Annotated in this window: 16 protein-coding genes and 1 tRNA gene; 4 read left to right on the forward strand and 13 right to left on the reverse strand. The window is 64.1% G+C overall.

What is annotated here, in order from left to right; translation table 11 throughout:
• Positions 1 to 35: 35 nt before the first annotated feature.
• From C5E10_RS05295 to C5E10_RS18815, 9 genes are all read right to left on the reverse strand, one after another.
• Positions 36 to 548 carry a hypothetical protein gene (locus tag C5E10_RS05295; RefSeq protein WP_104330754.1) on the reverse strand — a complete coding sequence of 171 codons (513 nt, stop codon included), beginning with the start codon at positions 546 to 548 and terminating at the stop codon, positions 36 to 38.
• Positions 549 to 595: 47 nt separating this feature from the next.
• Positions 596 to 1,777, reverse strand: a complete 1,182-nt coding sequence (locus tag C5E10_RS05300; protein ID WP_104330755.1) for a Fic family protein — start codon at positions 1,775 to 1,777, stop codon at positions 596 to 598.
• A gap of 620 nt (positions 1,778 to 2,397) precedes the next feature.
• Positions 2,398 to 2,709, reverse strand: a complete 312-nt coding sequence (locus tag C5E10_RS05305; protein WP_104330910.1) for a type II toxin-antitoxin system death-on-curing family toxin — start codon at positions 2,707 to 2,709, stop codon at positions 2,398 to 2,400.
• Between the two features lie 62 nt (positions 2,710 to 2,771).
• The gene (locus tag C5E10_RS05310) at positions 2,772 to 3,323 is read right to left on the reverse strand and encodes a Panacea domain-containing protein (RefSeq protein WP_104330756.1); all 552 of its coding nucleotides are present in this window, start codon (positions 3,321 to 3,323) and stop codon (positions 2,772 to 2,774) included.
• Between the two features lie 233 nt (positions 3,324 to 3,556).
• On the reverse strand, positions 3,557 to 3,823 hold the full coding sequence (locus C5E10_RS05315) for a hypothetical protein (protein ID WP_104330757.1): 267 nt from the start codon (positions 3,821 to 3,823) through the stop codon (positions 3,557 to 3,559).
• Positions 3,820 to 4,515 carry a phage portal protein gene (locus tag C5E10_RS05320; RefSeq protein WP_104330758.1) on the reverse strand — a complete coding sequence of 232 codons (696 nt, stop codon included), beginning with the start codon at positions 4,513 to 4,515 and terminating at the stop codon, positions 3,820 to 3,822. The genes C5E10_RS05315 and C5E10_RS05320 overlap by 4 nt, the downstream gene beginning before the upstream one ends.
• 18 nt (positions 4,516 to 4,533) lie before the next feature.
• Positions 4,534 to 6,222 (reverse strand): terminase, encoded by a 1,689-nt coding sequence (locus C5E10_RS05325; RefSeq protein ID WP_104330759.1) that lies wholly within the window; start codon positions 6,220 to 6,222, stop codon positions 4,534 to 4,536.
• A 25-nt stretch (positions 6,223 to 6,247) separates the two neighbouring features.
• Positions 6,248 to 6,655 (reverse strand): hypothetical protein, encoded by a 408-nt coding sequence (locus C5E10_RS05330; protein WP_104330760.1) that lies wholly within the window; start codon positions 6,653 to 6,655, stop codon positions 6,248 to 6,250.
• Between the two features lie 203 nt (positions 6,656 to 6,858).
• Positions 6,859 to 7,098, reverse strand: a complete 240-nt coding sequence (locus tag C5E10_RS18815; protein ID WP_146080165.1) for a hypothetical protein — start codon at positions 7,096 to 7,098, stop codon at positions 6,859 to 6,861.
• 1,001 nt (positions 7,099 to 8,099) lie between these two features.
• Between C5E10_RS18815 and C5E10_RS05345 the strand changes: the two genes are divergently transcribed.
• Positions 8,100 to 8,588, forward strand: coding sequence for a hypothetical protein (locus C5E10_RS05345; RefSeq protein ID WP_104330763.1), 489 nt, complete (start codon positions 8,100 to 8,102; stop codon positions 8,586 to 8,588).
• 69 nt (positions 8,589 to 8,657) lie between these two features.
• On the opposite strand, the gene C5E10_RS05350 is transcribed toward C5E10_RS05345, so the two are convergent.
• A tRNA-Ser gene (locus tag C5E10_RS05350) sits at positions 8,658 to 8,740 on the reverse strand.
• 428 nt (positions 8,741 to 9,168) lie between these two features.
• Here C5E10_RS05350 and C5E10_RS05355 point away from each other — a divergent pair.
• On the forward strand, positions 9,169 to 10,515 hold the full coding sequence (locus C5E10_RS05355; RefSeq protein ID WP_181062653.1) for a pentapeptide repeat-containing protein: 1,347 nt from the start codon (positions 9,169 to 9,171) through the stop codon (positions 10,513 to 10,515).
• 22 nt (positions 10,516 to 10,537) lie between these two features.
• Here the strand turns inward: C5E10_RS05355 and C5E10_RS19085 are convergent, their stop codons facing one another.
• Complete coding sequence (locus C5E10_RS19085) at positions 10,538 to 10,696, reverse strand: hypothetical protein (RefSeq protein WP_181062654.1); 159 nt, start codon at positions 10,694 to 10,696, stop codon at positions 10,538 to 10,540.
• Between C5E10_RS19085 and C5E10_RS05360 the strand changes: the two genes are divergently transcribed.
• Positions 10,695 to 10,994: a hypothetical protein gene (locus C5E10_RS05360; RefSeq protein WP_104330765.1), complete on the forward strand. Its 300-nt coding sequence runs from the start codon at positions 10,695 to 10,697 to the stop codon at positions 10,992 to 10,994. The genes C5E10_RS19085 and C5E10_RS05360 overlap by 2 nt on opposite strands.
• 21 nt (positions 10,995 to 11,015) lie before the next feature.
• On the opposite strand, the gene C5E10_RS05365 is transcribed toward C5E10_RS05360, so the two are convergent.
• Together C5E10_RS05365 and C5E10_RS05370 are read right to left on the reverse strand one after the other, a co-directional pair.
• Positions 11,016 to 11,213: a hypothetical protein gene (locus tag C5E10_RS05365; RefSeq protein WP_104330766.1), complete on the reverse strand. Its 198-nt coding sequence runs from the start codon at positions 11,211 to 11,213 to the stop codon at positions 11,016 to 11,018.
• Positions 11,210 to 11,437 (reverse strand): hypothetical protein, encoded by a 228-nt coding sequence (locus tag C5E10_RS05370; RefSeq protein ID WP_104330767.1) that lies wholly within the window; start codon positions 11,435 to 11,437, stop codon positions 11,210 to 11,212. The genes C5E10_RS05365 and C5E10_RS05370 overlap by 4 nt, the downstream gene beginning before the upstream one ends.
• A gap of 87 nt (positions 11,438 to 11,524) precedes the next feature.
• Here C5E10_RS05370 and C5E10_RS18820 point away from each other — a divergent pair, with 87 nt between their 5' ends.
• Positions 11,525 to 12,232 (forward strand): hypothetical protein, encoded by a 708-nt coding sequence (locus tag C5E10_RS18820; protein WP_146080166.1) that lies wholly within the window; start codon positions 11,525 to 11,527, stop codon positions 12,230 to 12,232.
• Positions 12,233 to 12,253: the final 21 nt, after the last annotated feature.

The raw sequence follows: 12,253 nt of genomic DNA on the forward strand, positions 1-12,253 counted from the left end.
CGCGCTGGCCAGTCCGCAACCGGCCTCCGGAGAGGTCACCAGCTTTTCTTCCTCGTCGCCCGCTGCGCCATGTAGAGCAGCGCGATCGACAACTCCGACGCGAGGCGCTCGGCGGCGAGGGCGTCACCTTCGAGCGTGACGGTGCCGCGGATCTGCGAGTTGCCGTGGGAGATCGCCCACTCCTTTTCGCTCATCGTCCCGACCTCGAGCGCCTGGCGCACCTCTGCGCGCACGTCGCCTTCGGTCACCCACTGCAGCAGCTCGAGCCACGCGTCGAACACGGCGAGCGGTTCGAGGAGGATCGGCTCGTACGTGGAACCGTCGACGGCCACGGGTGTTGGCACGAGCGCGCCGTCAACGTCGCGCAGCGGGGGAGTCTCGCCCCAGATGAGCCAGGACATGCCGTCGACTGGTCGGGTGGCGAGGGGCCGCCAGCAGACGATGCGCTTCGTCCACTTCGAGTCGACCCGCTCGGCGACTGTTTCGCACCGCAGTGTCAACGACTCGATGGCGACTTCGGCGACGACCTTCTGGACTGGTTCGTTCATGCGTGGAGTGTGGCACGCCCCGCCGACATGCAGGGCGGCGTGCCGTTTTAGCGATTGCCTGGCTCGTCCAATAGCCTTGCCACTTCGGTTGCAAAGTACACGCGACCGTACTTCTGCTTGGTGATCTCCTGTACGACCCCGAGGCGTTCCAAATCGACCACGCGCGCAGCAGCCGTGTTCTTCGCCACCCCTAGCGCGGCGCGAACGTCTTCGATCGAGAAGACAGGGTTACCAATCACGAAGTCGGCGAGTTCGGTCTTGACGTTGCGCAAGTTCTCGAGTGCTGCGCGCTCAACGATCGAATCGCGATACTTGAAGAGACCGTCCACGGTCCGGGACGCGGCCTGGGCTCTGGCTCTCACAGCACGACAGAACACTTGGACCCACTCGTTGAAGTCTCCGGAGATGCTCACCCGCATGAGTGCGTCGGTGTACTCGCTCTTACGCGGCTCGAACCACGCGGACAAGTTCAGCACTGGATAGCGCAAAGCCTCAGCCGACATTAGCTGCAAGGTGATGAGGAGGCGACCGAGGCGCCCGTTACCATCGGAGAACGGGTGCAACGTCTCAAACTGATAGTGCGCCAGGGCCACTTTTGCAAGCAGGGGAAGCTTGTGCGGCTCGTTCACCCATGTCTCCCAGTCGGAGAAACCGTCGCGCAACTGCACGCCAGGCGGGCAAGGCACGAACTTGGCGTCTTCGACTGGTGCATTTTCTTCGCCGATGAAGACCTGAGTCGCTCGAATCGAGCCTCGGTCGTTGCCGTCGCCGCGAGTGCCTGCGACTAGGATGCCGTGCAGCTCCTCCACCAGACGCTTGCAAATTGGTAGCTCATCGATAAGTTGGATGCCCCGGGTCGCGGCTTGAACGTAGTTTAGGATCTCCCGCATGTCGGTCGGCCGGCTTGGAGCGACGTACTCAGCTGCGAGGATCTCGTCCAGGGTCGCGAAGGTGCCTTCGATGGCGCTTGTCGCCTTTGCTTCTGTCATGAGCGACGGACGAACCAGAAGGCGCGGATTGGGGAGAAAATTGACTCTCGAGTTAAGATTTCCCAGGGCGCGGTCGGCTTCGGACATCTCGTAAACGGTCGCTCCGTTCAGGAGCAACTCCGAAGGTAGGGGTGCCGGTACGAACGCGAAGTGGTTGTACCCGCGCTCATACCGGTGGTCGTATCCCTCTATGGGGGTAAGAGTTCCGACCGGCGACTGCCCGAGTACTTCGAGATCCATGATGGTCAGACTAGTGTCCTAAATGACCAACTGTGAATAACTTGATCAAACGGGCAGCGCACGACGCTGCAATGTCAAAAATGGACACCGTTTGACCAACTGTGGATAACTCGGTCAAGCCGTCGACGGTGGGCATCTCGTTGCTGCGGGCAGGTGCCATGTCTATGCCATGTTGCCTAACTGTAAGTTTGGCTCATGTGCCGAGGGGGTCGCGCCGTGGACCAAGAGTGCGCACTAAAAAGGCTTCTGACCAGGGGTTTTCTTACCTGCCGGTCCCGACCACTACGCTCCGCGCTCGTCGCTTGTGGAGAGCGTAGTGGGCGGGAACGGCAGATGGCCGCTGACACGCCGCTACTCGCAGATTGCTCGATACCTGGATCTCTGAACTGTCGCAGCTTCGCCCGGAACACCCCGGCGAGAGGAGTTGAGCGGCGGTGCGGCGTGCGCAGGACAGGTATCGGGCAGATGCACCGCTGCGCGCGCGACGCCAGGGATCCCTCGCGTCTCGTCCGCGAACCTAGCCCCATTGGGGTGCTACTCCGGAAACGGCCGGTGTTTAAGTCCGCAATCAACGACGAGGAACGGCTCCGCCTCGCACGGGAGACGGGGCCGTTCTAGAGTCAGAGTTCAATGTGATCGGCCAACCACTCAGCGATATCGCCGGACTCAAACGGTGGCACCGACTGGGCCATGGCCTCTACGTAGTCCGCAGCTTCCCGGACGTCGCAATCGATCTGGATTCCGTTCAGATCCAGGAACGTCGTCATGGAGTACCAAGCTGTTCGCTTGTTGCCATCGACGAACGCATGCGCGGCTGCAATCCCTCTCAAGAGCACCGCCGCCTTCTCGAGCAGAGTCGGGTAGAAGTCACCGTTGAATGAGGCGGCCGGCTGAGCAACGGCAGATTCCAGGTCTGCCCGTTTGTTCGCCATGAGGCAAGGAGGAGCTTCCCTATCGTGCAGCTCAATCACTTCCCCAGTGCTGAGGAACGACGTCACCTGAGGCGGAGTTCAGCGAACGTTTCGGCCCACTTCGCACCCTGCCTGTCGGCCGCCGCCGTGAACCTCTGTGCATCAGAAGCGTCGCGTTGCGGCGCGGGCGGCTTCGGAGTGAGCTTGTCGCCGTGGATCGATTTCCGCGTCATGCACTTGAGGATCGTCTTGCGCGAGATGGGACGACGGGACGCTGCGTTTGCGTCCAACCCTTCACGTGCCTCGATCCAAGGTGATTCGACGTGGGTGAACCCGCTGAGCGCAGCCCCTCCATGCCGACCGTACGTCTCGTACACGGCGTTGATGACGTCCGTCTCGTAGGCACTGAGTCCGGTGCCGTCCTTGTCGGGCTGGATGTGCCCGCGCTTGTTGTCGATCCAAACGCAACGCACCACCGGGCCCTTCTGCCACGCCTCAATCGTGTCGTCGAACAGTGGGCGACCGGTCCAAGCAAGGTGCCAAGCCTGTGAGTAGTAGAGCAGCTTCTGGAGCTGCATGTCGCCGGTGAGCGATTTGGTGAGGAGGTAACTGGCGGCAGTCATCGCTGTCGTCATGCTGGTTGCCTCCTTCTCGCTGTGCGTACACCAAGTAGCGGCTTTTCGCCTGTTACGGTGCTGATCGTAACAACGAAAGCTGTGACGCGGGGGTCATAGAGGAAAATGCCGATACAGCTAGCTACGAACCCTGCGAAGTCGTTTCGCCTTACCGTCATGACGCGCCGACAAATCGTAGCGCGCTGAACGACGAAAGCCCCTCCCGCCGCCGTCAGGCAGGGGAGGGGCTTCGGTCACTTCGGGGTGTTCGCCACGGCCAGCGCCGGGACGGCGAGGCCGAACACGGCGCCGGCGATCGTCAGCACATGGCCGGCGACGTCGGGCGTCACAGCGCCGAGCGTGACGAGCAGCGGCACGACCGCCACGGCCACGGCGTACAGCCAGCGGCGAGTTGTCGGGGACGGGATGAAGCGACCGGGCACCTCGAGGGTGCCGTCGGCCTGCTCAGCTGCGAGCTTCGCGGTGCGCTCGTTGTGCTCGCCGTGGGTTTCGAGAGTCATGCGGGCTCCTTCGGAGTCGGTTCGTTGCCGCGCCAGGCGGCAGGGATGAGATCGCCGACGCCGGCTGCATCGAGGACGCGGATCAGGCGGGCGTCGAGGAAGCCGATGCCGTGGTCGGTGCGCTCGATCTCGACCCACTTCGCACCGTCGCCCGAGGCGAGCTCGAAGCGCACGCGCTCCGTCGCCGAGTAGACCGACAGGAGCCGCTTCTTGTCACGGGTCGTGCCGTCGAGTGAGATCGCGACCTCGGGGTACTCGTCGTCGTCCTCGGCGTACCAGGCAGCGGACTTCAGTGGCGACAGCGGGCGGATCACCGGAGCGGTGTCACCAGGCAGGACGAGCACATAGCTCGTGCCGTACTCGAGGGCGCCGCGGTGCGCGATCGTCTGGCGGGCGTCCATGCCGTTGCGCTGCCAGAAGGCCCACGCCTCGGCGTTCGAGGTGGCCTTCGGTAGGCGGAGGCCGTCGACGAAGAGGCCCTTGGCGAACGTCTCAGACACCAGCGGGAGCCAGTTCGTCACCGCGCGATCGGCGAGGTGCTCGTACTCCTTCTTGGCGCCCTTCGGCATGTACGGCTTGTCGTGCTTGCCGCGGAGGTAGCGGGCGATCTTGCCGAGGCGACCCGCTTCCGCGAGGTCGGCATCCAGCTCGCCGACGAGCTCCGTCGCGAGGGCCGGTGTGATGTCTGTCATGGCCCTCCTCGGGCGAAACTAGAAGCCGGCCACGCGGCCAGTCGAACGGCTGCGCTTCTTGAGCGCGCCGGATGCGAGAACCGCAGAACGGGCCATGCGAGCGAGGACGAGGGCGGCGAGTACGTCGACCTTCTTCGGCGACTCGCGCGACTCCTTGCCGAAGCTCACGCCCCAGCGATTCGGGCGGCGGCGAGCATTCAGGACGTGGCGCGTCATGATCTCCTCGGCGTTGGCACCAGTCGCCGGGCCGTACTCGAGGAGATGCGAACGCCAGGGGAGCGTCTTGTCGACGATCGCGCGCCAGACAGCCTCGACACCGCGGACGGTGTCCATCTGGTGACCGCGCATGTCCCAACCGACGGCGTGCCGCGTCGTGGTCTTCACGACCAGCCGCTCGCCGTACTCGTCGCGCCAGGCGTCGATGTCGGTCTCCCAGTAGGCAACGTCGGAGAAGAACGCGACGACGTCGAGCGTCGCGAATGCGTTGTCGACCGCGTCGCGGACCTGGTCCTTCGGGACCTCCCAGCCGGCGCCTTGCGGGCCTTCGGACTTCTCCCACACGCCGAGCAGGAACGGGGCGCCGTCGTCGACGCGGACGGCCACGAGGGCCGTCGAGTCGTCCGTGAGCGAGCCGTCGAAGCCAAGCGTGACCGTGTCGCCGGAGTGTCGCTGCCGCTTGCCAGAGCCCAGCACGTCGCCAGTGGCGAGGAGCGGAATCTGCTCGCTGCGCGTCTCGTGCCATTCGGCGGGAGACACCCAGGAGTCAGCGGCGGCGACGATCTGGTTCAGGTAGAAGCGTCGAGCTTCCTCGGGCGGCGTATCCGGGTCGAGGACCTCCGCGAGAATGCGGTCGATGTCGATCCAGGTCGCGTCGCCGTAGGCGTCGATGAGACCGGCGCGCAGCTGCACGTCGTCGGCGAGGACGATGTCGCCAGCGGCCTCGCGGCTGTCGTAGAGGATGCCGGACGCCTTCGAGCGGCCCTCGGCGACAGCGCGCCAGGCCAGGTAGCTGGACTCAGCCACCGATTCCTCGCCAGGTGCATGCGCGTTCGTGGTTTCGATTGCTCGGGCGGAGCCGTCGCGCGACTTGGCGAGGTTTCGGCGTACGGTGCGCGCCAGCTCGGCGCCGCCGTTGGCCTTCGTCCAGTGGTGCGTCTCGTCCAGGATCGCGAACGACGGACGTGCACCTTCCTGCGTGCTCGCGCTCGCAGTGATCGGGATGATCTTGCCGCCCGAAGGAAGCAGGATGCGGGTCTTGCCGACGTCCACGCCGAGGTCGTCGACGATCTCGGTGCCCTCGAGCATCGAGCGGATCGCCGCCATGGTGTTCTCGGTCTGCGTCTCAGAGACGCCGGCCACGACGATCCACGGCATTGGGTGGACCTCGCCGAACGGGTCGCCGTCGGCGTCGAGCCCTGCGAAGCGAACGGGGCCGAGGAGCTCGGCGATACCGATCGCCGCCAGAAAGGGCGACTTACCCCAGCCCTTCGCGCGGCGCAGCGTAGCGCGGCGGTAGACGAAGCGGCCATTGGGGTCGACGGCGTAGAACCAGAGGAGGAAGCGCTTCTGCTCGGGCGTGAGCCGAAACGGTTCGCCGGCCTCGTCGCCGTCAGGCTGGACGAGGTTCGACTCGACGAACTCGATGACGCCCCAGCCGATCGTCGGCTGGGATGCGGGGAAGAGGGGGACGGATACGACAGCGGCCAAGAGGACTCCTTCGAACCCTCAGCGCCTAGATGTCGGCTCGCGGAGCTTTCTTCTTGGCGGGGGCGTTGCTCGCGCCGGGATCGCGTTCGGTGATTGCGATGCGAGCGCGCATGCGGTCGACGACGGTCGCGCCGAGGCGCTCCTCGTTGAGCCGGATCTCCGACAGGCCAGCGGCCGACGGCTTGATGAAGTTCGCCTCGACGAGCGGGGCGAGGAGGCGCAGACGCTGCCAGTCCGTCGCCTCGAAGAGCTGCGACTGCGGCGACTTGCGCCACGTCTCGTACCAGGTCTGCGTCTCCGAGGACCACTCGCCCTCGAGCCGCGGGCCGCGGGTGCGGTTGTCGCGGACGATGACCTTCTCGCCGTGCGCGGGTCGCGCGTGCCGGTGGCGGGTCGCCTCAGACTTCGGCGCGTGGGTGGTGCCTCGAGTCATCTTCGGCACCTCCAAAGTGCATTTCAGGATTCCGGCCCGGCGAATCTGAGCTCAGAACGGAGAAAACGCAGGTCAGGAGGGCTTTCGAGCGAGCGTCAAGAGGTCGACCTGCGGGCCTGGTGAAACCTGTATGCCCGTACGCACAGCGAGACGCTATGCGCTTCCGGAAGGGAATCCGTTTCCGGTTAGAGTCCAGGGGCAGGTCATTCCGGGCGGAACCGAGCCTCAGAGAGCACACGCTGCACTCGGCGACGTAGTGTCGGAGTGAAGTAAGGCTCAGCGAGGTCCAGCAGCGCCGCGGTGCGATGTCCGCTCGCGCGAACACGGTAGATCGGCTGACGCCACTCGATGCAGTGCGTCGGCGTCGCTGCGATGGGCCGAGAGACGCGTCCGCCGATCGCCTGCGCGAAGCTCACGGCGTGCTCGCGATTGGTCGTCTGCATCTCGATCACTACCGAGCCGGCCGGTTGAGACGCTGACTTCTGGAAGTAGATTCCGCCGCTCGAGGACAGTGCGCCTACGATCCATCCGAGATCGAAAGGCGACATCTTTGTCTCGAGCACAGCGCGTGCTTCATGCAGTCCGCGCACACGCAGGCACTGGACTGAACAGACACTGGGGTCGAGCCCGGTGCGGCGTCGCACGAACCAGAGCTCGCACTCCTCGCACTGGCCGGTTTCGATGGTCACGAGCGGCCGGCGTCGGGTAGCGAGCTCGAAGCTGGACCGGCTCGGATAGTGGCCGAGCCCGACAATCGTGACGGCGTGGCACCAGGTCGAGCAGGTGGTCTTGCGTCCAGCCTCGCGCTGAACCTTGATGACCGGCGTTGAGCAGACCCAGCAACGATGCTCGATCTTGCGCGCGCCGTTCGAGGTGCGGCAGCACGGGCCGCTCTTCGGCCGCTGCCCGCGGACAGGCACGCGGGTCCAGTCGGAGCCGCACGCCTCGCAGGTCCAGACCTCGCGAAGTGAGGCTGAGCTGCAGCCATTCGGGCAGCCAGGCTGCGACGATCCACGGCGGCGAAGGCGCGTCCACGTCGAGTCGCATGCGGTGCAGGTGTAGTTGATTTCCATACCTGCACAGCGGGCCGTGGGCGTGCTCAGTGCACGAGGCCAGGATGACGCTCAGCAGCACGTGCCTGCGTCAGCCGTGGGCGCCGAGCAGCAGCGCCTTCGGCACTCGACTTGCGAGCGTGGTGCCAGCGGCACAGCGACTGCAGGTTGTCATGCGAGTGGTCACTGCCGCGCTCGATGTGATCGACCTGGTTCGCAGGTGCGCCGCAGACAGCGCCAGTGCTGTCCGCGGCGCGGCACCTGTACCCATCACGGCGCAGCACGCGCACCCTGCGAGACTGCCAGTCAGCAGGCAGCTCGTCGCGTCGGGTGCTGGTGTGCCAGCCGTGGGATGGGGAAGTCAAAGCTCGGCCCCTTTGTACGATCAACTCATGGAAATCTTCAGCGCGGCACTCGCCGCCCTGTCCGTGTGCGCCGCTATCTGGTCAGTCGTTGTTGCGCGCGCCGCCAATGCGCGTGCAGATGTCGCGAACGAGCGTGCCAAGGAGGCGCTCGACCTGCAACACCTGCAGGACGATCGAGCGCGGGAGTTCCGCGACGTGGTCTGGGAAGCAACCAGCAACCGAGTCTCGGACGTCGGCGAGGTCTTCACGCTGCGCAACACCGGCCTAACGACGGCGCAGCAGGTCTCGCTCGTCGTCAGACTGCCAGGGGGCGAGCGTCTCTTCGAATTCGAACGCGTCGAGCCGGGTGAGAGCAAGGGGGTAGTGACCGGTCCGGAAGCGCGCCGAGACGAAGAAGCAGACCCGCTCTGGACGCTCACTCCTGCGTACCGTGTTCACTGGTCGAGTCCCAAGGGGCTCGCGGCCGAGATCGCCGTCGACGCGAACCGCCTGTTTGGAGCACGTCAGGCCGACTAAGTCAGTCGCTCGAGCGGCCGATGTTCGGCTCGTCGGTGTCGTCCATGTCGCCTCGATTCGTTGGATCAGCGGAAGCGGCGGGGATCGAACCCGCGACGCCGTGAGGCGCTACGCCGTAGCAAGACGCTCCATTGCCGCTCTGCCACGCTTCCAGCGGAAGAAGGAGGAGTCGAACCCCTACGTGTTACCGTCGCCGGATTTCGAAGCCGGTGCGGCACCGCTGCCGCTTCATCTTCCAAGGCACACGAAAATCCCGGAAGTGTTACTTGCCTCGTGGGCTAGTAACACCTCCGGGCTTCGCGGTTCGCCGAGACCCGACGCCGCTGTGTGATCGGCGAGTCCGGGGTCGACTTCCTCGTCCCCGTCGGGGCGAGGTATAGGTATTCTTCTCTCATATAGAGAGCGGGCCGGTGTGCACGGGTCCGCCGCGCTCGTCGGATTGATGGATAATCTGGCTGTGACGTCAATCTGGACACCCCCAGCCCGGTTCCTTCGCTGGCTGTACGTCCTCCCGCCGAAGGCAAGAGGCAGGCGTTGGTGGTCCTACGCGTGGCGGGCGCTTGTAGCTTTGGTGACGGTGGTGGGACTTGCCCTCGCGGCCGGGTTCGGATTCCCGTTTCTCATGGTTGGTGCCCCGCACTTAATCGTCGAGGGCACAGTGGGCGCCGAATGCAGGAGCGGTGGTCCGCTGGACTGCCAACGCGCCATTGCTGATGCGCGGCAAGCTGTTCTGCTGTCGCTCGGCGGCGTGATTGCAATCGTCGGTCTCATTGTCACCGTGCGTCGCTGGCAACTCGAGCGCGAAGCGAACGTTCGCGCTCAAAGTGCGCACGAGCGCGAAACCAGCCAGGCCGCTCGCGGCACAGTCGTCGACGCTATCTCGTTGCTCGATAGTGACAGTGCTCCGAAGCGAACCGCGGCTGTGGCCATCCTGCGTGAACACGCGATCGTTCCTGAGAACGCCAAAGACGTTCCTATGATCTTGGACGTGCTTGCCGCTCATGTCAGGCGCCCGACGTTGCTTTCGAAGAGAAAGCAGACTCGTTCAGGCAGAGAGTCCGTGGTGAGTCGGCCGAAGAACCGCTTCGCCGCGAGCTCGACTCAGGCGATCAAGTCGGCTCTCGAGATCTCGGTCTTGACAGGGCACCGGGTCGACTTTGAGGGCGTGGTGCTCAGAGGACTCGTAGCGCCGAACAGCGATTGGCGATTTGCGGACATTGACGGGGTGCGTTTTGAGGGAGGGGATCTGAGTGATGCGGTCTTTTCATCCGAAAACGATCCCCGCCGCCGATTGCGGGGGGTGGAGTTCCTCGGGACAAAACTGACGCGGGCATGTTTCGACAATTCCGAGATTCTCGATGTGAAATTCGGCCTTGCGCCAAGCGAGGAAGCATCGTCCGGTTTACCAAGACCACGTATCCTTCAGACTATTCAAGGAGCGGGGTTCGCGGGGGCGTTCCTGAGTTCTGTTGAGTTCAAGATCGGTCTAAACCGCGTCAAGTTCGAGGGAGCTACCCTTCGGAATGTCATTTTCGATGGCCAGCTCATGCGAAGCGTTAACTTCGACGATAGCAAGCTCGCTGACGTGCGCTTCGAAGATCTTCTCTTCCTCGGTTCCTGCTCATTTGTTGGGGCAGAACTCAGGCGAGTTAGTGCTTGGCGAGCGCTGCCGCACCAGAGTGACCACTTCGTGCTGCGCGCTCCTGATGAGGGGCAGTTCGAGATAGAAGAGGCTCACAGGAGCATGGCCGCTTTACCGGGTCTCGAAGGGCTCCAACTGGTCGAGTCGCGAGGTAGGACTTACGTCGAGTGCGGACGAGGCGAGTCCGCGCCGACGCAGGTCGACACGCGCAAAACAAACCCAATGAACTCCACTGAGGTGACCGCAAGTGCCGGTCGCGGAGCGACACTCTTCGACTTGACTTAGCTCCCGTCTCTAAGCCGTGATGTCAATCCCGGCGTGACTGAGCACGAGTGCAATCGAGGCGGACTGGCGCATCCTCGTCGAGCGGGTGCTCGTCGGTGCGGAGGTTGCGCAGGTACGGGGCGAGCGGGCCAGCGGCGGGGGTGTGCACGGCGCGGGTGTCGAGTCTGTAAGCTCGGTGCATGGATAACGATGTCTTGAGCTACTTTAAATCGATGACTGGCTTCACCGGCGTAGCCCGTTCACAGACCTACTCGCTCTGGCTTCACAGTGTCGAGGTAACGGTGAACGTCTTCGATTACGGCGAAGACATGGGTAACACGCGATTTGCGGTCGAAGCGTTCGAGTCGTCGCTTCCCGAAGAGGATCGCGATAACGCGAGCGACGCCTATACGGTCGGCCAGCCGGCGTCCACGGTGCGAGATGCGCTCACCGAAGCGAACTTCGCGAAGCTCGCGACGTTGTTTGCGGAGCGTGAGTAGCTCAGAGCGCGGTCAGCGCCCTCACGCCTCCGTCTCGAGGTAGTCGACGTCGTCCACATGGACAACAGCGATGGGCTTGTCGGTCGCCGGGTCGACGATCACGACGATGTCGGGGTTCGCGTGCCGCGCGAGCTGGCCGGTGATCGGCGCCTTCTCGGTGATATGCACGGTCACGGTCGCGCCGCTGACGACGGCGTCGGTGAAGTCCTGCGCGTTCATGCGGCGTCTGCCTTCTTGGCGACGCGGGCACGCGTGGGCTTGGGCGCCGTGGTGATCGGCTTCAGCAGCTCGACGATCGCGAACAGCAGGTGAGTGATGGCGGCGAGGTAGAGGTTCGTGCCGAGCGTCGTCATGCGCGAGGCGAAGCCCTCGGCGATGCGAGCGTCAGCGCGGACGAGGTGCTCGGCTGAGGGTGCGCCTGATAGGCGGATGATGCGGGCCATGCGCGGACTGGAAGCAGTGATCTGTGAATTCCATATGAACCCACCCTGCTGTTTAGGTGGAAAAGTTCGACGAGTTAGGGTCAGCGCATGGAGTTCTGGGGGAGCGTCGTCGTCGCAGCGTTGGTTAGTGGAATTGTGACGTTCGTGATCCGACTCGTCGACGCGAAGCGCGAGGACAAGATACGGGCGGAGGAACGCTCAGCGTCCCGCGCTGATCGAGACTCTGAGCATGAGCGAGAAGAAGTTCGAGTTGCGTCTCAGCGAGCACACGAAGCCACGATCCGAGCGAGCGAACGTGAAGAGGCCCGCCGAGACCAACAGGTCGAGTTCGATCGGCGGGTGTCGCTCATCGTCGATGAGCGAGAAGCCGCTCGCCTCGAGGCACTGAGAGTGGAACAGTCGCGGCTCACCAAAGATCTTTTGGATCTGCTCGAACTGAACCTCGTTCCGCTTGAGAACTACAAGAGGGAGAACTTTCTCGATACATATTCGATTCCAAGGGACCAGCGGAGGGCCATCGAGCGAGCAACACGCTTGCTTGTCGACTCTGGTTTCCGAGAGTTCGTTGAGCTCTCCCTAGATGTCGTAGAGGGTCTCTGGATCCCGCCCCGCATGGGAGAGGATCCTGACGAACCGTTCCCAGAACAGCGGCGCGTGTTCGCGCAACTCGTACGCGAGACGGGGCGGTTGACATCCGAAGGGGGCTGGAGCACCGAGCTTCTCGAGTCTGTCAGACGCGCGAAAGAGCACATCGATGTCTGTGCTGAGGATTACTTCGCGGATCGTCGCAGCTAGTCTCTGCGGCGGCTCGCCGCA

Origin of the sequence: Pseudoclavibacter sp. RFBG4 (genome assembly GCF_002931515.1) — a bacterium.
Taxonomy (GTDB): Bacteria; Actinomycetota; Actinomycetes; order Actinomycetales; family Microbacteriaceae; genus Pseudoclavibacter.